The sequence below is a fragment of the Paenibacillus sp. TY11 genome (genome assembly GCF_059772165.1).
Genome location: NZ_JCBAIQ010000007.1, coordinates 185783 through 206180 on the forward strand (window position 1 = coordinate 185783; position 20398 = coordinate 206180).

Here is a 20398-nt window from a genome sequence, read left to right on the forward strand (position 1 = left end):
CTTTGGGTAAGACAAGCCTGCCTTAACAGACAAGAACCTCCGCTCCACGTTGCTGTGGACAAGGAGGTTCTTTTTGTACAACTATACATAGGGAATGTACGCTATTTAACTCGAGCCAACGCCAATCCATCGTAAGCTGGCAAAAGCGTACTGACCAGCCGCGGGTCCGTTGCTATCGTTTCGTTAAAACGTCTCACAGCCTGTACCGCAGGGCCGTTCTTGTCCGTATTCAGCGTCCGTCCGCGAAGGAAACAGTTATCTCCCGCAATAATGGCGCCTGGATTCGCCAGAGAAATCGCATACTCCAGATACACCGGGTAATTTTCCTTATCTGCATCAATGAAGAAAAAATCGAAAGTTCTTCCCTCATCCTGAAGCTCCTTCAGGCTGTCCGCTGCGGGTCCGATACGATATTCGACACGGTCACCGTAGCCGTTGTTTTCCATATGTCGATGTGCCAGCGCTGCGTACGCTTCTTTCAGCTCCAGTGACACAATTCGGCCCTTTTCTCCCAGCCCACGTGCCAGACATAATCCGCTATATCCGCCTAATGCGCCGATTTCCAGTACCTGCTGTGCGCCAGAAACTTCAATCAGAAAGGTCAACAGTTTTCCATAAGGGTGAGCAACGGATACCTCCGGCATACCTTCTTTAACGATAGCCTCCCTGATGCTGCGCAGCGCTTCATCCTCCTGTACCAGCTGGTCTACATATTGTTCAGGCGTCATATTTGGTGTGATTTCCACGTTTCATCTCTCCTTCTTGCTTTATCATAACGCAGGTTGGACGCGGTGTCCTTCGTAAATTATTTACCTTAATGATTTGTCTCTTTGAGTACAATGACCTATACTATAGGGATTGAACCAAGCTTACATGATTATGGGACGGAGTGAATACGTTTAATGACTCAACTGCAACTAATTGCAACTGCGCCGATGGGACTCGAAGCCGTCGTGGCCCGGGAACTTAGAGAACTCGGGTACGAGGATCTGACCGTCGAAAATGGCCGCGTCGTTTTTTCCGGAGATTATATGGATATATGCCGGTGTAACCTGTGGCTTCGTACATCAGACCGCGTTCTTATTAAAATGGGTGAATTTGCTGCAACTACCTTCGACGAGCTGTTCGAGGGTACCAAAGCATTGCCTTGGCAGGATTGGATTCCTGTAGATGGTGAATTTCCCGTAGAAGGACGTTCGCACAAATCACAGCTTAGTAGCGTACCAGCCAGTCAGGGAATCGTCAAGAAGGCGATTGTAGAAAAGCTCAAGGAAACCTACCACACAGATTGGTTTGCTGAGGATGGCCCTCGTTACGTCATTGAGGTCATTCTATTGAATGATCGTGCATTGCTAACGCTTGATACGACCGGTCCAGGATTGCACAAACGCGGCTACCGCAAGCTCGTTACAGAGGCGCCTCTCAAAGAGACAATGGCTTCTGCTCTTATTCAGCTTAGTCGCTGGAGCCCCGATCGACCGTTCTATGATCCGTGCTGCGGTTCCGGTACTTTATTGGTCGAAGCTGCCCTGCAAGCCTGGAACATTGCGCCAGGCCTGAGACGTACCTTTAACTCGGAAGACTGGCCTGTCATTGGCAGGGAATTATGGAATCAGGCTCGCGACGAGGCGATGGATTTGACCCGCGATGACATTCCTTTTGAGATTGCAGGTAGCGATATCGACCCGAATGCCATACAAGTTGCTGAGGCAGCTGTAAAAGCAGCAGGCTTTGCTAAAGACATCTCACTTAAGGTGATGCCTGTAACTAAAGTCAGACTTGAAGGACAATATGGTGTGATGATTACAAACCCACCTTATGGCGAGAGACTGAGCGAGCAATCCGAGGTGGAAAAGCTGATCCGTTCACTTGCACGCACAGCAGCCGAGATGAAGACTTGGTCCTTCTTTGCCATCAGTTCCACCAAGCAATTTGAGCATTATTGGGGCCGTAAAGCAGATAAGCGCCGTAAGCTGTTTAACGGCCGGATCGAATGCCAATACTATCAGTATCTGGGCCCTCTGCCTCCGCGCCGCAAAGATACTTCGCCGTTGCAGTCCTAAATAGATGGAGCTCAGGCCAGGAAACGAACCTTCTGTTCGTTCTTCTGGCCTGATTTGTGCTGTACTTTCTTTACTTAATCATTGAAATGTGCGGGATGAGCGCTATAATAATTAAAGGCATTTCGGTTTAACATTACGTTAATATGTAGTTTATACTAGCCGAACATTTCTGCCGGAGGGGGTAAAGTGTTGGTTATTCGCACGGCCAGTGCAAGTCGCACTGGTAACATGTTCAGCAGAATGCTGCTGTCTCGATATTTCGGATTAGGTCTGTTTTTTGTATTTATGATTGGCAAGCTCGTACTGATTCACTATAACCTGCATGCCCAAAATATTGACATGAATCCGCTGGATTACGTCATCGCTATTGGTTCGCTCTTACTTGTGAGCTTCTGGACCTTGTGGCTGTCACGTCGCGGACGTTTGATTGCTCTTGTGGTGCTCGATATTTTGCTCACCGCGCTCATTTATTCCGACATGGTTTATTATCGGTATTTTCAGGATTTCATTACGATTCCTGTCTTACTTCAAGCTGGACAAGTTGATTCTCTGGGCGGAAGTATCGCATCCCTTATGTACTGGAGGGACATTTTCTTTTTTGCAGACTGGATTCTATTCATTCCGTATGTAATATTTGTGGCTTCCTTACGGCGTCGGTTTACAACGAATGATACTTACTTAGAAGCATCCCGAAGCTCGTTCACTAAGAGGTTTCTGCTTCGCTTCTCCAAAGGGGCATTGGCCTTCCTGATTGGCTATGTATTGACATTTGGGCCGATCAAATATTATACCTCCACATGGGCAACCGGCATATTTGTCGGCAACTGGTGGTCGATGGCCTTGTACAACGTAACCGGATTAATCGGATTTCATGGATATGACATCTACCGCTATGGTCAAGATCATCTTGGACCCCAGCCTACATTGGCTCAAGCGGAATCCGATAAGGATAAGGAATGGTTTAATCAGCACCAGAAGTTACTTCAGGTAAAAAATGACCTCTCCGGCAAGTATAAGGGCAAAAATGTGATGGTCATTCAAGCTGAAGCGTTCATGAACTTTTTTATCGGCAAACAGATCAACGGTCAAGCGATTACGCCTAACTTCGACAAACTGACGAAGGAAAGCATGTATTTTAACAATTATTTTCACCAGACTGCGCAGGGCCGTACTTCGGACGCGGACTTCTCTACACATGCTTCGCTGCATCCGCTCCCTACAGGTTCGGTATTTATCCGTTATGCGGACCATAAATTCGATACGTTGCCTTCTATTTTGAAGGATACTGGGTATAGTCCCAATGCGTTTCACGTGTACGACAGCAGCTTCTGGAACCGTTACACAATGTATAAGGCGATGAACTATGACAAGTTCTATAGTAAAAAAGATTTTAAAATAGATGAGCCCCTGGGCTGGTCACTGGGAGACAAATCCTTCTTCCGCCAAACGCTCAATGATCTCACCACCGAAGTCAAGCAACCTTTCTATGCCTATATGGTTGGCATTTCCAGCCATCATCCGTACAACCTGTCCCCTGATGCAGTAGATTTGGACGTTGGCGAGTTTGAAGGCACGATGTTTGGAGACTATCTAAAGTCCGTCCATTATGTAGATGAAGCACTGGGCGAATTGGTAGATCAGATGAAGAAAGACGGATTGTGGGATAATACGATCCTGATGTTTTATGGGGATCATGACAATTCAATTAAAGACAAAGCACTGTATGAAAAGTTTTTAGGCAAGCCACTCACAGATCTAGACATGCAGAAAATCATGAATCAGGTGCCATTACTTGTGCATCTTCCTGACGGAAGTCATGCGGGAACGTATACGGAACCGGCAGGCCAGTTGGATTTGACGCCTTCCGTAATGCACCTGCTTGGGATTTCTACAAAACCATATCATTTTATGGGAAACGATCTGTTTAGCGGGAAGCCTCGTATGGTCGTGCTGCGTAGTGGTGCTTTCACAGATGGCCGAGTATACTACATTCCATCTGAGGACGGCACATTCTCCAAAGGGACCTGTTACAACCTGAATACAGGCCAGCCTACAGATGTGAATGCCTGCGGGCCGGGCTATACCGAAGCTCTCAATCGGTTGAACATATCCGATCAGGTCATCACATACGATCTTATTCGCGAATGGGAACCCCAAACCAAGAAGTAACGATGTCCTCATGTAACCAATAGACTTTCTGTGGGAGGTTGCTGACATAGCATCCTCCCCGAACTCTTTTAAGGATGCCGATCGCATAACCGCCCTGTATATAACAAAAAAGCACGATCCATCAGCTTGTAAGTGCTGTGGATCGTGCTTTTTTATATGGATTGTCACTCGACTGCGCTCGTTACCATTCACAAATGCTTAGGAACGCAACGTTTTTTTAGCCTGTTCAAGCCGTTGTACCTCTTCACCAAGCATGTCCTCCGCAACTTCTACTGCATCGTCACCGAGGCTACCCTTCGCCTGCTGTATGGCATGCTCCGCATGAGTGCGAGATTGCTCCGCTTGCTCAATCAGTTGCTCAGCCGGATGTGACAATGCCTGAGACACGGCATGGTGGAGCTTGTCCACCGAGTTTTGTGTTTGAGCCTCAACACTGTGATTGTCGAGATTGGAATCATATTGGGCCATGAGTCACTCCTCCTTCTGGGCAGTGTTCTACATCCATTAGCATGGATCAGAAGGAGGGGAACTATTCAAAAGTTGCGAATGCTGCGTACTGGAACTATTTTATAAAACGCGCAGCCTTCTCCAATACTTCATCCTCTGTGGGTGCACTCACATAACGTCCGTTCACATACACAAACGCCCGTTTTCCGCAAGGACCGCAATACGATTTGCAGCCGATTTTGATCTCGGCATCTGGTGCCATTTTTTGCAACTTGGGCAAGATCGTTTTCAAGCGAATATGATTGCATTCATCACATACGCGAATATCATTGGCCATCTGTCATCCCTCCGCGCTCCGGCTTAGTGGTCGCCGTGATTACCTTGGGAAGGGTTAGTAATGACAAATCCTTCTTCGGGAAAGTACAAGTAATCGATTTTTACACCATCCAGCAGCGGCTGGCCGTTTTCCAAAATTACATCAATGCCTTTATCTGTAGATACGACAGTATCTGTTTCTTTAGGCGTGTCCAAATCCAGCCCGTAATGAGCATGATCTCCATGAGCATGCGTAATAACAACGCGCAAGCTCTTCCCTTGGTTCTCTTCCTTATCCAGTTCAAGTTTCAATACTTTAGCTGCGTTACGAGTAATTTTGCAGTTCATCAAACTTCATCTCCTTCATATTCATTAAATGAAATGTGGTTCATTGGATAACATATCCACACCACACAACCTAGCGGGTAAAATCAACAACTCAAATAATTAGCCTCTATCCTGGAGGGAAAGAGGTAGTACAACAGCATAGCTGCGCCTGAATCATCATCATGATCCGATAGATCACAATTATGTTCAGCATAGCAAAAGGCAATATTCCTATTGTAAAGAAAATCGCAAAAAATCGCAATCACGAAATTCATAGCTTAAATCTACCGAACACGTACGTGCTGCTTTTCAAGCACATCGGGATATTTTCGTTCAGCCCGGGTTACAAACCAATTCATAAGCAATAGTGTCACACCAATGTCGTCAATGGGCATAAATGGCATGACATCAGGGAGTACCCAATAGAGCAACACAGGCACCGCAAAAAGTAATTTTTCACCCAGAGGAATCCTCGAAGAAGTAATAAATCGGGGCATTCGACGAAATACATGTGACCATTGACGGAGAGATAGTAATCTTTTCCACTTCATAGGTTGTTCACTCCATTTCCAATGCTCCTAAGTATATATACCCCATTGAAGGGACATGTAAAGAGGAACACTTGTAAAAAACGTGTTCCTCCTAATACGCGCAAATGATTCAATACGTTTCAGCAGGCTCAATCTTTTACCATGACAGCACTGTTGCCATTAACATGCCAACTTCTGCTGCAATATCATCATAATCACGCATGGGCAGTGGATTTACGCCTAGACCGACTTCAACGGTAAAACCCGGTTTACCAAACCGCTGTATAAACCAATCCTTATATCCTGCGTCGCTACCACCCAGCTTTACCGCCCGGTACCCTGTTGCGGCAGCTAGCCGTAAGGCCCAATCTCGGCTCTCCTTAGGCTCTAGATCCCGATAATTCCAATAGATCTCCTGTCCCTGACTGTGTATGGATAGCACCATATCGAACTGTTCGCGCTCCGTCAGATCAGCAAGCGCCTTGGACTCTGGTTCAGACAAAGGTGCAGGTCCTGCATAGTCTCGTCGAGACGGACCTGTTTTACCGCGTCTGCGCACCTCCTCTTCCCAATACGCCGGAAATTGATCGTTGAGATCGACACCGCGAATGTTGGCCTTCCAGCCACGATAATCGGCACGCCCTTCATTCCATTTTCTGAGGTCATGATATAGCGGATGAGTTGGAAGTACACCCTGTTGCACCAGCTCTACTCCATCCGGGTTGACCATCGGTACCACCCATAAGGATGTATGCTCCAGCAAATCCTGTGGAGACCCCCCATACACCCATTGAGAAGTCCCAGCTTGTTCCCTCCGCTCACCGCGAAGCTGCCCATCTTCCTGTTCTCTAGTCCGACCAATCCCCTGTGCATATTGCTCTATAAAACGCAGCAAACTAGGCGTCGTCAGCCATTCGTTAGCATGTACAGAAGCATTGGCATGAATTTTCCTCGTTCCCTGCCCAATACGTACATAAGGGATATCCTTCCCCATGACACTGGTACCAATGCTGCCAACTTCAATAAACGGATATCTGTGGGCCAAGGCCGCTAGGTCTTCCTTTAAATCTTCATATCCATACTCTCCACGTAACCGTACAATCTGATCCTGATGGTCTTCAGGAATGACAATTGTTTTTCCTACCACAAAATCATGCTCTGCAAGTCCAGGATTGACCAGCCGTAGCTCATCAAGTTCCACACCAAACTGCTTGGCAATTTGTCTTGCATACTCACCAGGCTGAATAACGTATTTACGATCCGTAGACGGACGAATATATAGCACTTGACCACAAATCAGGTAGGGTTGCGTGGCGGCCCACGGATTATCTGCGATCAAAGTATCCGCCGATAGTTTAAAAGCCGAGGCGACCCGGTGTAATGTATCTCCTTTTTGAACGATATATTCCCTCATCTTCTACGCCCCTTCCATCTGCCTTACTGCATGTTATGCAGACGCGGCGTGTCTTGATGTAGCGAAAAGCAAAACAACCGACTTCTTTTGTCCAATGACAAAAAAAGTCGGCTGTCTCGTTAATCCAGATTGGTGACTTGCCAGACGACAGGTGTTTGTCGAATTTGCTCTCCGAGCCACTGCGCGGCAATGCGCTGGAACAATTCCGGATCGCCGGAACAAAAAAGCTGATGCACCGGCGTTTCGTCCCCAGCCTCTAACTTGCCCTTGTTATACAAAATGGTACTCGTCTCACGAGCCGTTTCATCTGCCGAGCTAATTAGCTTCACCGTAGGACCCATGACTTCCTGAATCGTTTCCTTCAAAAAAGGATAATGCGTACAACCAAGAATCAGACAATCAATCGGATACATTTGAATAGGTCTCAATGACTCCTCCACAACCTGCGATGTCGTCTCGGAGCGGAACAACCCTTGTTCCACCAAGGGCACAAGCGCAGGGCAAGCATGGCTCACAACTTCTACATAGGGAGACAACTGCTTGAGCGCAGCTGTATATGCTCCGCTTCGAATCGTACCGACAGTCCCAATCACCCCGACATGCCCGGTAGCGGTCGCGCTGATCGCAGCACGAGCCCCGGGATGGATAACTCCGATCACCGGAATGGATACCTTTTGGCTTATATAGTCCAATGCCGCGGCTGTTGCCGTGTTGCAAGCAATAATAATGACTTTCGGATCAAATTGAATCAGAAAATCAACCATTTGCTCTGTGAATTTTTTAACCTCTTCCGATGGTCGGGGGCCATACGGGGTGCGCGCAGTGTCTCCAAAATAAATGATTTTTTCCCGCGGAAGCTGACGCATGACTTCTTTAACAACTGTCAAACCTCCTACTCCGGAATCCAATATTGCAATCGCTTGCTGCACGTACACACCGCTTCCTTTTTGTTCAAATATGAGTTGTTTCATCTCGGAAATCTATCCGTTGCTACATACCTTATGTCGTATTGGTGTAAAAGGTACCCCAAAAGATTACCCTAAAACGAGGAAGTGATCAACAAAAAAGGCTTCGCCCCAACGGGAGAAGCCAAGAATTCAAACTGTATTCCGTTGTTTCACCTACGTTTTACAGACAGTTACAGAGCATCTTCTTCCGTATCTTCTTGAACAGGCGCTGATGAAATGCTAACCTCAGGAATAATTTCACCCTTTTTACGCCATTGCCCGATTTCATGAATGACGGCTGAGGCTGTCTCCTTAATTTTGTCAGTATACTCAATTGAGGTGTCTGAAATTTTCCCCGCAAGCTCCTGTCCCTTATCACTCACGTGGCGCGCCTGATCTGTAATATCCTGACGCAGCTCACGACCTGATTTAGGGGCAAATAACAACGCAGCAACCGAACCAGCAATGCTGCCTGCCAACGCGCCACGGATAAAGCTTTTGTAGTTCTCCTTCATCATCATCTCTCCCTTGTGCCCGGGCGAATGCCCATCTGTTAGTGCATTATAAGCACGGAGAGCTTGTCATGATACAGAGAACAAGCCAGAAAAGTTTTTACTTTTTTTTGGAGCGGATACGGTACAGGCAGCAACGACCTCCATCCGCCAAACAATCCTCACGGACAACCTCGGCATCAAGCAGTTCCTCAAACATTTGCTGCTCGCATTCACAAGCCTTGCGGTAACGGCCTGCAATTTGAGAGATGGGACAATTGTACTCCATAATAGAGTAACTACCATCTTCTTCCTCACGCCACTCTGCCATATAACCGGAAGCGTTCTGGATGCCCGAAAGCTTTTCCACACGTGAAGCCAGTGTAGTCTCACTCTCCATGTGAGGGGCGTAGCGTTTCATCATTTTACGTTTTCTACCATCAAACAGAGAATGAACAGCTTCCATTCCCTGCTCTTCATCCAGTTCTTCTAACAGTTCCAGTAACAGATGATCATAATTGCGAGGAAACTGCTCGCTTCCCTGCTCGCTCAGGCTATACAAAAACGTCGGGCGTCCCATCGCCTGTCGCACGATCGTAGCCACAATCAGACCATCCTGCTCCATCAATTTGAGATGCCTGCGCACCCCCATTTCGGTAATGCCCAATTGAGCTGCCAAGCTTCCGACGCCCACAGGTCCCTGGGTTTTCAATAGTGTCATGATCATGCGCCTAGTGGGCATTTCGGGTACGATATGCTTATCCGTCACTTTTGCCTTTACACTCCCTCGGGCTGGGGACCCAATTCCTTATTTAAATAATCATGCACGTTAGATGCAAAAAGCTCCAGCAACCCAGGCAGCTTAGGTGTAAGCGGGTGAAGGCTTGTCCGGTCCCAATGGAAATACTCCTGTACTAAGGGTTTACGCAAGGCTACCAGCTCTAATAGCGAATGATATACGGTATCATCCAGTACACCTTCTTCATGAATGATACCGATAATATCCTCATAGCTACTGGCGTCGCGCATAATAAATCCGTCGATGATATAGCTTCCTACGTCCGTTACCGTCTCAATTGCCAGATGGAGGCAGCGCTCCTGCACTAGCCCCTGCAACAAATCGCCGTTCCAGGTGGCAGATGTCTGGCGGAGTCCGGCGACAATGTCGGGAACGGCCCCTAGTCGAAGCTCAATTTGTTCCCGGTTGACATAATACAAGGTCCTGCACCTCCAGTAATCGCTTTAGATTTCATAATCAACTGCGATAGATACGTCCTTCACTTCATTCATGTGTACAATAATTTCCTGATGCACAGGATGTACTTGATACGTTTGCAAGTCCTCCAATGTTTCGACAACAGCGGTAAGGGAAATATCATAAGAACGTTCCGAACGAATCACATCCGTACCTACTTCGAGTGACAGCAATTCTTTGATTTTGCCATTCATGCTGCGCAAAATGGATGCTGTATGCTCAATGCTTTCGGGGGAGCGGTCTTTCAATTTGAACAAAACAATATGTTTAATCATGCGTATAGGCTCCTTATCTTAAAATGTTCTCTTGAAAATTTTATCATAACGCCCCACATACGGAAAGAAACTTTGTAATTCTAGCGATCTTTTCCGCCATTTTTACCATCAGACTCCTTGTCCTTTAATAGGGCAAAAAAATTCTTGAGCTTCGGTGGGAGCGGCAGACCCATTCGTGAACAGTTTTCCGTAATAGAGATCAATTCGTTGGATAAATAAAAATACGTCGCCGCCCCTTTCATGATTTCGGTACCCATCAGGAGATCCACATGATGCGCCAAAGAAATCACCAATAGCATTAAAGCCTTTCTCGCCAACCCCCAAAAACCGGCTTTACTGCTTAAACCTTGCCCAGTCCTAATTGCTGCGGCGACTCCAGTCACATAGTCAACAGCCATTGCAACCGTGAATAGCACCATTAGCTGATTCCAGCCACCAAAGGCAAACGTAATAAGGGCTCCTGCGGTAGCGCAAATCATACTAAACATACTCGGATTAATATTCATACCTGCTCCTCCTCTCGGGGCGGTTATTGTAATATATGCAGCGACGTGGTAACCCGTAAAGTCATATGACCTGTGCATAGATATGAATTCATAGATTCATATAAAGCAAGCGGCAAACTTCACGATCCCGAGCAATACAACAAAAAACACCTTCAAAACCATTATAAAAATGGTTGTAAAGGTGCCTTACTTCCTTGTTGGGCAACGTAACGCTTGTTTATCCATTTTATCCAGTTTCCGCTTACCGTTTATATAAAAAAAACAGGCTGCCCTCTCTCAACAAAATGAAGTAGGGTAGCCCGCTTTTCTTTCATGCTATTCAATTAACGATGATCATTCCAAAAGTTAAGCGGAGTAAGGTCATCATTCAACGGCTCGAACGAATAGCCTTCTTTCTGCAAAGCCGCCATGATTTGTGGAAGCACCTTGATCGTAGATGGCTTATCATGCATAAGAACGACTGGTGTTCTGCCTTGCTTTTTCAATCTTCTAATATCACGTAGAACAGTCTGTACAAAATGCTCTGGATTTTTGGTATAACGCCAATCATTGGAATCTATGTTCCAGTCCCAAATATGATAGCCTGCACCCGTCAGTTGATCACGGTATGCTTTCTTTAAATATGGTTTGCTGCCATAAGGTGTACGAATTAAAGAAGTGCGTTTCCCTGTTGCCTGAAATAAAATCTCATTATCCTGATTCATTTCTGCCAGTGCTGCTGCCGGGGATGCATAAATTTTCTTCACCTGATGCGACATCCCATGCAGACCCAAACCGTGACCCGCCTCTACCATTCTTTTCATAACTGCACTATGTTGACGAATTTCAGGTCCCAGCATGAAGAAAGTAGCCTTCGCATTATATTTATCCAAAATATCCAACAGTTGCGAAGTGTGCGCCGTTGGGCCATCATCGAAGCTCAAATAAATCGTACGGCTGGATGATGAGGCAGTTCCCTTGTTGCCTGTATTGCTGGCTTTGTCCGGTTTGACAGCTGCATACTGTTTAATTTCTGTTGCGAATGTATTCAAAAACTGAGCATCAGACAAGCTAGCATTTGCGTTCTGAATTCGATATACATTGCTCGACGGGAACGTAATAATAAATCCAAAAGCATCCGCCAAAGTGCGGATAGGCACCATCGTACGTCCTCCGCGCTCAAACACATCACCCTTGTTCAACTCCAGCGTAAAGCTGCGATTATGTCCAGTCAGCACCAATGTGTTTCCGCTGGCTGAAGTAGTAATGCCCATCTTTTGCCCCAATGTAACGACAGGTACATACAACTTGTCATTTTTCATCACCGGCTGAACCGTATTCGAATCTAGCAACACATCATTGACCCCCAGCAAAGGAGCCTTCGCTTGCGCACTCGCCGTATTCGTATGTATGCCCAGCAGACCCAAACAACAGATTGCCATCAAGCACACTGCCATCCATTTTACTTTTAAAAGCTTCATCCACTACACCATCCTGTGCTGTATTTTATTATCTGCGGGAGCTATCTCTAGCTTGTCTATGAAGTTATACAGACATGACGATATAGACATGGCAATATAGACATCCACTCAACATGTAGAACATAAACGTATCTCAACCGTCTGAATCGGAACGTCTTTTCTTTCCCCCTATATATATTAATAGATTACCAGAGTATAGTAGGTAAATATAGTAAAACAATTTGAAAACAATCTCGCAACCCCCCTGCTAGAGAAAGTTACAAAGTTGTGAATAAATTTTGATAGAACTAGAGACTACCTGAAGAAAATGAAGGTAAGGTACTTGGAGATAGATACAGTGGTATCTGACTGAAGATTCTGGGTTTCTAATAGAAAATGGAGTGTCAAAAAGGAGTATTATTTAACCCATATAGTTCCACTTACATCAACACAGCGGATCATTGGGATCGCCTCTATGCGTGTCCTCATTAATAAACCTGCCGTTTGCGGAATCATAACCATCTGGCTCGCAAATATTGAAGTTCTGTGGTACTGTCCCATAGCTCACCCGAGTAACGGAATGGATTGTATGCATTCTCCTGTGAAGAAGCTATATCCCCCCAAATGTCATAGTTATGTTACTAGACTTATAGAATTATACGGGGACGTAAAAAAGCACCTGAAATCACCAAAGGGTTTCAAGTGCTTTATAAATTTGTTTTAAGTTACTCAGACAGTTGTCCTTTGTGGCTTTGATTGTGCATAAAGTACACTCGTTGACAACTGGTTATTTATAGAACAAGCGAGAATTAGTCTCGTTTGTGGTTTAATAAAGCCCCTTCTCGAAAAAAGGAATTTTTCATCTTCCTTATTATTTGGTTTCAGGAAAATTATCCTTGATTGGTGGGGTAGAGTCCCAGCTTATCAGTTTAATATGGTACTTATCAAGTAATTCATTTGAATTGGAAAATTGAGTGTTAATAGTCCTTCCATCATTTTCAAAAATCCTTCCATCTTTTTTAATGATAATGCCTTCTTGTTCAATAAATATAGAGTCAGAAACGGTTTGCTGATACTCGTCGGTGCGATCCAAATCACCCATATAGTACTCTGCAATCCCTGGATAATAGGATATTTCCATTCTGCCATTGACTTCTAGCAACGATAGTAATCTATCTCCGCCGGCTAATCTTTCCTTCCACTTACGATATTTGCCGCGACCTTCATTTGAACCAATGCCATCATATTCACATATTAACGTATCTTGAATAACCTTTCGTTGCCCGTTAATTTCATATTCCAAACGAAATGGAAATTTCCCATATGTGATTTCAGGGTGTGAAGGATTGGGTTCTAATTGAATCCCTATGAATATTAGAAGCCAAGGTAAAGCAATGAACACTATGATTGCAAATGTCAACAACAACGGAATGCTTAGTAATAACAATGTTTTTCTCACTTTCATTTATATCCCGCCTCCTTCAAAGCATTTTTTACTGAACCCATTTTATGATTTCTGATCATTTGCCAAGTCTTATATGCATCAGAGTGCCACCAATTAATTTTATACTGCGTAGGTAAGTAAACCGTTGTTCCAGTGTCTACTGAACCCAAAGTCTTATTCAAAATTTCGTCCTTAACTACATAATTCGTTACGCTTGCGGTATAGTCCTTATTACTTAAACCATATTTACCTAGTGAAGGTACTGCAGGATTAAATGTAATGGCATTTTTATTATTTGCAACTGCATTTGCAATTGCTTCAGCACCACCCTTTGAATGACCCATCATAGTGATTTCACTATCCTTATGATTAGCCACAAAACACGAAGATTTTGAAATCGAATCTTTCATGTCATCTGAGTAACCTACTGGTTGTTGGATATCATTCCCCGCATCTCCCTATGTGCTAGTACCTTTGTTAACCAGTGCGTATTCCATCGCAGTAGGAATATGTCTACTAGGGTCAATAAACCTCAAAGGATTACTATTCACATACGCATACCAGTTCAAGCTCTGCGGATCACTAATCTCTCCCTGATACGTATCCTCACCCATAAAACGAGCTGTACCCGGATCATACAGCGAGCCCGCAGGTACTGGAGCCCGGTCGTGTCGTCCAAATACTCGCCAGCATAACGCAGCACGTTCGGAACGGTCTCTTTGACCGTCTCTGGGCCGCCCCAGATATCGTAGCTGTAGCTGTTCAGCCCCTTGCCCGCACTATCACTAAGGCCTACAACATCATCGTGACCATTGAACTGATAATATTGCAGCTGCCCGCTTGCCTTGTCTTGTCTCGCCCACAGTTGACCGGACAAGTCATACACGTAACCATACGTGATCTTCGTTCCACCTTCGACTTCGGCTCCAGCAATCAGCTTCGCTTCTTCGTCGTAGTAGTACCGAGTCGTTTTGCCATCCTCCGTACGCTCATACAGCAGCCCGTCTCCGTTGTAGCTGTATCCGACCTCTTTGCCTTCACCGCTCACCTTCGTCAGACGGCTGGCAGAATCATTGCCATAGCTAGCGATTTGCCGCTGCCTTCGATGCAGATGTACTAACAACTTAGCCAAGATTCTGTCTATACTAATGACAGTAGTCTATTCAGGTAGCAAAAAAAGAAACCTTGATGGCTTTGAGCCAAACAAGGTCGATAATTTAAAAATGAAATTTTTTACCAAACAAATATTTCTTCTCTTTTTAAAGAAGTAAGATTGTCTGTTTTCATTGACCAATACTCTTTTAGGGATTCATTTAAAATACGAGAATTTTCTAACTCCATTTGAAATAACTTTAGCAAACCCGCTAATGAATCATGTGCGACAAGCAACAACTCTTTATCCTTAAATATCATCCTAATTCCAACATCACTTTCAACTATCCATCTATCACAATTTCTTTTCCAAATTGCTTTTTCTCTGATAATGAGTATATCTTTTATTGTTTCTCCACTAAACATCTTCCTAACATCGCCTTCTAAAACGTTTACTTTTTCAATCTCCAAATTAGGGTATTCATCCCCATCAGATTTCTCCCTAGCATTATTTTTTATAAGCAACCTACCAACAGGGCTTTCAATAAACACACTTAAAACAAATTCGCCAGCATCATCAACAAAAAAATTGATTGGAGTATAATTTTTTAGAGCCTTTAACATACTAATTTTCTCAGGACAAATAGTGTTTTTTATTACATACTCCACGCTTATCACCTTTCTATTCTATAAAATGGATTTTTTGCTGCTTATAAGTGCTTCCACCATTAATATCGATCGCTGGGGTCCCATCTGAATGTGAAACAGGCCTATACGTCATAGTTGTACCGTCCTCCATAATCCTAAGTTTTTTACCATTACCAAGATCTTTCTCAGTCTTAAACCCTTTAGTTATTTCCCCAAATAATTCTTGTGCAGTTTTATTTCCTCCTGTCATATTTCTCACTTTACTACTTCCACTCTGGCCAATTTCACCAAAATATCCATTTTCGTTAGTAAAGAACTTTGCAGTATTACCCGTTCCTTTAGCAACACCAAGATTTCTACTAAATTTCCCTTTGGAACCCGGAGTTAGCATCGCCAGCCCATTTAATATCCCTACATTTTTTCTCCACTTTGAATAATCTTGCAGGAGTTGGCCTTGAGCCCAACTTGCATTACCTGATGTATTTGCATAGGACCCCGTCCGGGTCATCATCCCAAATAGATACTTGTAGCGATTATTATTCACATCTCCATATATCGGTTCAAATATCGACCCCAGTTTGGCACGGGCCAACCAAAACCTCTCATCATTTGGACCGTACTGTTTGGAATAATCCAGCAGTCCTGCCACATCCGGCACTGAATACAGATGCCCACTAGGGTCTACATATCCGAGTGGATTATTGGCTACATACGCATACCAGTTCAAGCTTTGCGGATCGCTGATCTCCCCCTGATACGTATCCTCGCCCATAAAACGTGCTGTGCCCGGATCATACCAGCGAGCCCGCAGGTACTGGAGCCCAGTCGTGTCGTCCCAATACTCGCCAGCATAACGCAGCACATTCGGAACGGTCTCTTTGACCGTCTCCGGGCCGCCCCAGATATCGTAGCTGTAGCTATTCAGTTCCTTGCCCGAACTATCACTAAGGCCTACCACATCACCGTGACCATTCAGCTGATAATATTGCAGCTGCCCACTGGCTTTATCTTGTCTCGCCCACAGTTGACCGGACAAGTCATACACATAAGCGTAGGTGATTTTCGCTGTTCCACCTTGGACCTCGGCTTCCGCAATTAGCTTCGCTTCTTCGTCATAGTAATACCGGGTCGTTTTATCGCCCTCTGTACGCTCGTACAGCAGCCCGTCTCCGTTATAGCTGTATCCAACCTCTTTCCCTTCACCGCTCACATTGGTCAGACGACTGACGGAATCATAGCCATAACTGGCGTTTTCCATACCGAACACTTTGCCACTGCCTTCGGCGCTTCGGTTTCCATTCGGATCGTAGCCGTAGGTCTTGTTCTTCTCACCTGCAGCTTCGCCGGCAATTCGGTTTGACGGATCATATCCAAATTGGTCCGTTGTTCCGTTTTGTGTACGTCCGATGATGTTTTTATTCCCATCCCGTTCATAACCAAATTGGTGTAGCGCCGTACCGCCTTGCTCCACCGTAACCCCGGACAAATCCAGTCCGTTATAGCTGAATCGCGTACTCAGCCCTCTGCTTGAAGACTGACTTTTCAGCAACCCATTCGGAGCATACTCAAACGTCATACGATCCAATGATCCGCCCGCAGCAGCACTCGCTTCTCCCAAGCTTTGCACATTTGCTATACCAGCCCCGGCGCTAATGTCCATTTGAGTAACTCGGCCCACACTGTCCAGCGTGGATTGAACGTGCATAGACGTGCCTGCTGCATCTGTCAGCACATATCCTGTACGAGACTGCTTGTTGTATTCATAGCTCATTTGGGTGCCGTCCGGGTACTTCAGCCCGGTCAACGATCCATCGGATGGATCGTAGGCATAGGAGGTCGTTCCCTGCCCATCTGTCATGCTTTTTCTTCGTCCTGCGTTGTCGTAGGTGTAATTGGTTTTAAAATCTGGTCCCGCTGCTTCGGTAACCAACCCGTCTGCATTATATTGAAAGGTGATCGCTTGCGATTTTCCTGTCAACATACGGGTGATGTTTCCATCGGTATCGTAAATATTTAGCGTTGTTCCTCCGCTTGACTTCTCAAGTAACGTACGTCTGCCCAGCTCATCGTACGAATACACATTCTTTTGCCCATCAGGATACTGAACGGTCTTCAAATTTCCGGCCAGATCATACATATAGCTAACCTGCTGTCCGGATGGATCTGTGACCGAAGTCATTTGTCCCAAAGCATCGTAATCATAGAGCGTGCGTTGACCGTTACCGTCTGTCCGGCTAGTGACCATACCCGCATGATTATAAGCTAACGACTCCAGCGGTTGAAATGATCCATTTTTAGCTTCTTGTGTGGAAGTCACACGACCTAAAGCATCCGATACTTCACGTACACGGTAGCCAGAGGCATCCGTCTGAGTAACGGTACGATCCACCGCATTATACGCCACGGTATCTGTTGTTCCATCCGCATAGGTCGTCTTTACAGGTCGTCCAAAAGCATCGTAGGCGTAGCGAGTGGTTGCTTGTTCGGCATCCGTGCTTTCTACCATATCTCCATGATCATCATAACCATAACCATAGATTGCATCATCCACCTGCTGCTGGAGCATCTGCCCGAACGGATTATACAATCTTTCAACGCTTACACCATCGGGTCCGGTAACAGTGACATCATTCGTATCATCCTTGTATTCCACAACTGTCTGGGTCCCATCTGGGTATGTAACCTTCGTCACACGTCCCAAAGCGTCATATACGTAGGACTCCGTTTTGCGCTTGGCATCTGTTTGGGACTTGATTTCTCCAGTCGGATAGTAATCATACGTATACTCAACACCTTTAGGCAAAAGCTGCCTTGTTGGGAGCTGAGAACCATAGGAAGATTTATAATCAATAGAAACATCCGTATAGTTTCTGTCATCAATGAGAACTTTCTGACCGCTTATATTCCCTTTTGCATTGTAAAAAGTATAGGTGTGTGATAAAAGCTTCCCTTGCTCTGTACCTTCATAGTTTTTTAGTTCATACAATGTGCCCTCTGCTTTATAAGTTCGAACTGTCGTTCCAGTTTTTCCTTCACTTATCTTACTAACCGTCTGAGCGGGTTGAACCCAGAAAAAAGGCTCATTAGAGGTTTTATACGTATGAACAGTCTCCGATCCCGTACTTTGGGATATTTTCAATGGAAGACCATATTCATTGTAGTCATAGGAGGTCGTTACAGGTTCTGATGAAGAACCTCCCTCCGTATAGGACTCTCGCATTTGCACAGGCAAATTCCAGTCCATGGCATCATTATACGTGTAATCTATATGATAGCCGGTAGAATCTCCCTCTTGATCATAGCTGTTTAGAACAAGCTTGTCCGGTGCGTTATCTCCTCTAAAGACTTTACCGAAATGGAAGGTTTCCGCTGTACGTGTCCCTTTGGCAACCACCGTCCATTCAGCGTTTTTCCCATAGTTGGCTAGATCTTCTCCGGAATAGATGAAATCAATTTTATTTAAAAAACGATTGCCTGCGGTTGTACTGTACATATCAGCGCGTGAAACCACCTTGAACACGCCTTGTGTACCGTACACGCCTATTTGCTTGTTAAATGCTTCATAACGAATGTCTGTGATGGATGAAGTAGGTCGTACAATTCGTGTAAGCAGCGCCGATGCATTTTGCTGTAAGGCTCCAGTCTTTCCTTCACCATCTACGACCACATTAAAAGGAGCATCCATGAATGTATACGCATAGCTTGTGCTTCGGGACAGGGAATCCAGCACTTCCGTTAGCACCTTGCTGCTTCCCTCGCCGCTTTGACGATACGTATACTGATGGTCTGTGCCCTGCTCTTTAACAACAAGCTGTCCGGCATTGTAAGTGAAGTCAAGCTCTCTGCCATCATTATTTCGAATCGAACGAATGAGCTTTGCTCCACCAGAACTTGTATAATCAAATTCCACCCGATTCTTATACGCATCCTGGATTAAAATCAAATAACCGTCCTGATCCAGAAAATAGTCGTTTCCATTCAGCACTGCTATTTTGTATGCACTGCTTACTCCCTGCACGCTTGCGCTTTGATCTGTACTGATCTTCAGATCTTTGTATGCATATCCTTCAAGCTTCAAATCATTTTTCATTTCATAGGAGCCTGTTCCCGGCATATACAAATACCGCTTACCATCCTGTTTCTGTATATGAGGAAGATCCCATTTCCAGCCTCGTCCCAAACTTGAAGCTGTTTCCTCCTCGCGGATGGCACTTGTATTTGTGTACAACCCTTCATTTTGCTGCACACCAATCTGGTTATTTGCCAATGAACTGTTATACACACGAGTCAGTGCAAAGGGTAATGAACCCGGAAGCACCAAGTCCGTATTTTGCACAACAAGCTGTCCATAAGCAGTGGATACACTGTTGTCCCCGTAATTCAGCCCATAACGTGAAGCATCATCACTTAACCTGCTTTGTACGAGCGCCGCCTGATCAAAAGGAGCATACACATCTGTTGTAGCAGATACCTGCAACAAACTTTGTTGAAGTAAATCCTGCCCGATCAGACTGTTTTCTCCTGAAATCGGCGCATATACGGAATCATTTACACGGGGTATGGATGGTATATCCATCTCAGTCGTGTCTGGAGCCGGCGCTTTATCCTCTTCCTTATCTAGCGGATGATGAGTTGCTTCTTCATCCTGGGCGGCCTGAGTGGGCTTTTCACCTTCCTTTAGCTCAGCCGACTCATCGGACGGTTCCGTCTTCGCTTTCGTGCTCAATTCAAGCCCATTTTGCTGTACCCACAAGCTTGGACTTTGTTCCGGTAAGGAATTTTCTCCACCATCTTTTTGCCATGCTTTATAAATATCATATAAAGTATAGCCTTTGGATAACTGTGCATTGACCCAAGCCTGATCCTTACCTGTTTGCTGTGCAAGCCATGCTCTGGTAATAATCTGTGGAGTAGAAGACTGAGAAGCTGCCACCTCTCCTTTCCCTTCTTCTCCATATGCCCATGTGCTCCATGGACCCAGCAACATCAGTACACATAATAGACTACAAATATAACGTTTAAACACTCGCTCACCC

At 45.3% G+C, this 20398-nt stretch carries 21 protein-coding genes; 2 read left to right on the plus strand and 19 right to left on the minus strand.

Annotated features, from left to right (window positions below; all coding sequences use genetic code 11):
• Positions 1-101: 101 nt before the first annotated feature.
• Positions 102-746 (minus strand): O-methyltransferase, encoded by a 645-nt coding sequence (locus tag AC6EJC_RS09870; protein ID WP_444953823.1) that lies wholly within the window; start codon positions 744-746, stop codon positions 102-104.
• Positions 747-902: 156 nt separating this feature from the next.
• On the opposite strand from AC6EJC_RS09870, the gene AC6EJC_RS09875 reads away from it, so the two are divergent.
• Positions 903-2063, plus strand: a complete 1161-nt coding sequence (locus AC6EJC_RS09875; protein ID WP_444953824.1) for a THUMP domain-containing class I SAM-dependent RNA methyltransferase — start codon at positions 903-905, stop codon at positions 2061-2063.
• A 186-nt stretch (positions 2064-2249) separates the two neighbouring features.
• Positions 2250-4232, plus strand: a complete 1983-nt coding sequence (locus AC6EJC_RS09880; RefSeq protein ID WP_444953825.1) for an LTA synthase family protein — start codon at positions 2250-2252, stop codon at positions 4230-4232.
• 198 nt (positions 4233-4430) lie between these two features.
• On the opposite strand, the gene AC6EJC_RS09885 is transcribed toward AC6EJC_RS09880, so the two are convergent.
• The 18 genes from AC6EJC_RS09885 to AC6EJC_RS09970 all read right to left on the minus strand — a co-directional run bounded on the left by AC6EJC_RS09885 (position 4431) and on the right by AC6EJC_RS09970 (position 20388).
• The gene (locus AC6EJC_RS09885) at positions 4431-4700 is read right to left on the minus strand and encodes a hypothetical protein (protein ID WP_444953826.1); all 270 of its coding nucleotides are present in this window, start codon (positions 4698-4700) and stop codon (positions 4431-4433) included.
• A gap of 94 nt (positions 4701-4794) precedes the next feature.
• Positions 4795-5016, minus strand: a complete 222-nt coding sequence (locus AC6EJC_RS09890) for a YuzB family protein (protein WP_229526072.1) — start codon at positions 5014-5016, stop codon at positions 4795-4797.
• Positions 5017-5039: 23 nt separating this feature from the next.
• Positions 5040-5342: an iron-sulfur cluster assembly accessory protein gene (locus AC6EJC_RS09895; RefSeq protein WP_013309686.1), complete on the minus strand. Its 303-nt coding sequence runs from the start codon at positions 5340-5342 to the stop codon at positions 5040-5042.
• 263 nt (positions 5343-5605) lie between these two features.
• Complete coding sequence (locus AC6EJC_RS09900; protein WP_023987991.1) at positions 5606-5872, minus strand: hypothetical protein; 267 nt, start codon at positions 5870-5872, stop codon at positions 5606-5608.
• 136 nt (positions 5873-6008) lie between these two features.
• Positions 6009-7265: a M14 family zinc carboxypeptidase gene (locus tag AC6EJC_RS09905; protein ID WP_444953827.1), complete on the minus strand. Its 1257-nt coding sequence runs from the start codon at positions 7263-7265 to the stop codon at positions 6009-6011.
• A 119-nt stretch (positions 7266-7384) separates the two neighbouring features.
• The gene (gene racE / locus AC6EJC_RS09910) at positions 7385-8194 is read right to left on the minus strand and encodes a glutamate racemase (RefSeq protein WP_444953899.1); all 810 of its coding nucleotides are present in this window, start codon (positions 8192-8194) and stop codon (positions 7385-7387) included.
• 209 nt (positions 8195-8403) lie between these two features.
• A complete protein-coding gene (locus tag AC6EJC_RS09915) occupies positions 8404-8727 on the minus strand; it encodes a YtxH domain-containing protein (RefSeq protein WP_444953828.1) in 324 nt (107 codons plus the stop codon).
• A 97-nt stretch (positions 8728-8824) separates the two neighbouring features.
• Positions 8825-9472 (minus strand): helix-turn-helix transcriptional regulator, encoded by a 648-nt coding sequence (locus tag AC6EJC_RS09920; protein ID WP_444953829.1) that lies wholly within the window; start codon positions 9470-9472, stop codon positions 8825-8827.
• 8 nt (positions 9473-9480) lie between these two features.
• Positions 9481-9921 (minus strand): DUF86 domain-containing protein, encoded by a 441-nt coding sequence (locus AC6EJC_RS09925; RefSeq protein ID WP_444953830.1) that lies wholly within the window; start codon positions 9919-9921, stop codon positions 9481-9483.
• A gap of 24 nt (positions 9922-9945) precedes the next feature.
• Entirely contained in the window at positions 9946-10233 is a 288-nt protein-coding gene (locus AC6EJC_RS09930) for a Dabb family protein (RefSeq protein WP_013309679.1), read from the minus strand.
• 80 nt (positions 10234-10313) lie between these two features.
• Positions 10314-10739, minus strand: coding sequence for a phage holin family protein (locus AC6EJC_RS09935; protein WP_444953831.1), 426 nt, complete (start codon positions 10737-10739; stop codon positions 10314-10316).
• A gap of 323 nt (positions 10740-11062) precedes the next feature.
• Positions 11063-12199, minus strand: a complete 1137-nt coding sequence (locus tag AC6EJC_RS09940; RefSeq protein WP_444953832.1) for a polysaccharide deacetylase family protein — start codon at positions 12197-12199, stop codon at positions 11063-11065.
• An 850-nt stretch (positions 12200-13049) separates the two neighbouring features.
• Positions 13050-13643 carry a hypothetical protein gene (locus tag AC6EJC_RS09945; protein WP_444953833.1) on the minus strand — a complete coding sequence of 198 codons (594 nt, stop codon included), beginning with the start codon at positions 13641-13643 and terminating at the stop codon, positions 13050-13052.
• Positions 13640-14032 carry a Tle-like phospholipase domain-containing protein gene (locus tag AC6EJC_RS09950; protein ID WP_444953834.1) on the minus strand — a complete coding sequence of 131 codons (393 nt, stop codon included), beginning with the start codon at positions 14030-14032 and terminating at the stop codon, positions 13640-13642. Before AC6EJC_RS09950 ends, AC6EJC_RS09945 begins: the two co-directional genes overlap by 4 nt.
• A gap of 48 nt (positions 14033-14080) precedes the next feature.
• Positions 14081-14236 (minus strand): RHS repeat-associated core domain-containing protein, encoded by a 156-nt coding sequence (locus AC6EJC_RS09955; RefSeq protein ID WP_444953835.1) that lies wholly within the window; start codon positions 14234-14236, stop codon positions 14081-14083.
• Positions 14188-14754, minus strand: coding sequence for an RHS repeat domain-containing protein (locus AC6EJC_RS09960; protein WP_444953836.1), 567 nt, complete (start codon positions 14752-14754; stop codon positions 14188-14190). Before AC6EJC_RS09960 ends, AC6EJC_RS09955 begins: the two co-directional genes overlap by 49 nt.
• 101 nt (positions 14755-14855) lie before the next feature.
• Positions 14856-15383, minus strand: a complete 528-nt coding sequence (locus AC6EJC_RS09965; protein WP_444953837.1) for a hypothetical protein — start codon at positions 15381-15383, stop codon at positions 14856-14858.
• A gap of 13 nt (positions 15384-15396) precedes the next feature.
• A complete protein-coding gene (locus AC6EJC_RS09970) occupies positions 15397-20388 on the minus strand; it encodes an RHS repeat-associated core domain-containing protein (protein WP_444953838.1) in 4992 nt (1663 codons plus the stop codon).
• Between the last annotated feature and the right edge of the window lie 10 nt (positions 20389-20398).

Coding starts and splice junctions, on each gene's coding strand:
- AC6EJC_RS09915 (WP_444953828.1), bottom strand. CDS start 8,727: ATGAAGGAGAACTACAAAAGCTTTATCCGTGGCGCGTTGGCAGGCAGC.
- AC6EJC_RS09905 (WP_444953827.1), bottom strand. CDS start 7,265: ATGAGGGAATATATCGTTCAAAAAGGAGATACATTACACCGGGTCGCC.
- AC6EJC_RS09930 (WP_013309679.1), bottom strand. CDS start 10,233: ATGATTAAACATATTGTTTTGTTCAAATTGAAAGACCGCTCCCCCGAA.
- AC6EJC_RS09895 (WP_013309686.1), bottom strand. CDS start 5,342: ATGAACTGCAAAATTACTCGTAACGCAGCTAAAGTATTGAAACTTGAA.
- AC6EJC_RS09875 (WP_444953824.1), top strand. CDS start 903: ATGACTCAACTGCAACTAATTGCAACTGCGCCGATGGGACTCGAAGCC.
- AC6EJC_RS09945 (WP_444953833.1), bottom strand. CDS start 13,643: ATGAAAGTGAGAAAAACATTGTTATTACTAAGCATTCCGTTGTTGTTG.
- AC6EJC_RS09950 (WP_444953834.1), bottom strand. CDS start 14,032: ATGAAAGATTCGATTTCAAAATCTTCGTGTTTTGTGGCTAATCATAAG.
- AC6EJC_RS09900 (WP_023987991.1), bottom strand. CDS start 5,872: ATGAAGTGGAAAAGATTACTATCTCTCCGTCAATGGTCACATGTATTT.
- AC6EJC_RS09955 (WP_444953835.1), bottom strand. CDS start 14,236: ATGGGTGAGGATACGTATCAGGGAGAGATTAGTGATCCGCAGAGCTTG.
- AC6EJC_RS09885 (WP_444953826.1), bottom strand. CDS start 4,700: ATGGCCCAATATGATTCCAATCTCGACAATCACAGTGTTGAGGCTCAA.
- AC6EJC_RS09935 (WP_444953831.1), bottom strand. CDS start 10,739: ATGAATATTAATCCGAGTATGTTTAGTATGATTTGCGCTACCGCAGGA.
- AC6EJC_RS09890 (WP_229526072.1), bottom strand. CDS start 5,016: ATGGCCAATGATATTCGCGTATGTGATGAATGCAATCATATTCGCTTG.
- AC6EJC_RS09940 (WP_444953832.1), bottom strand. CDS start 12,199: ATGAAGCTTTTAAAAGTAAAATGGATGGCAGTGTGCTTGATGGCAATC.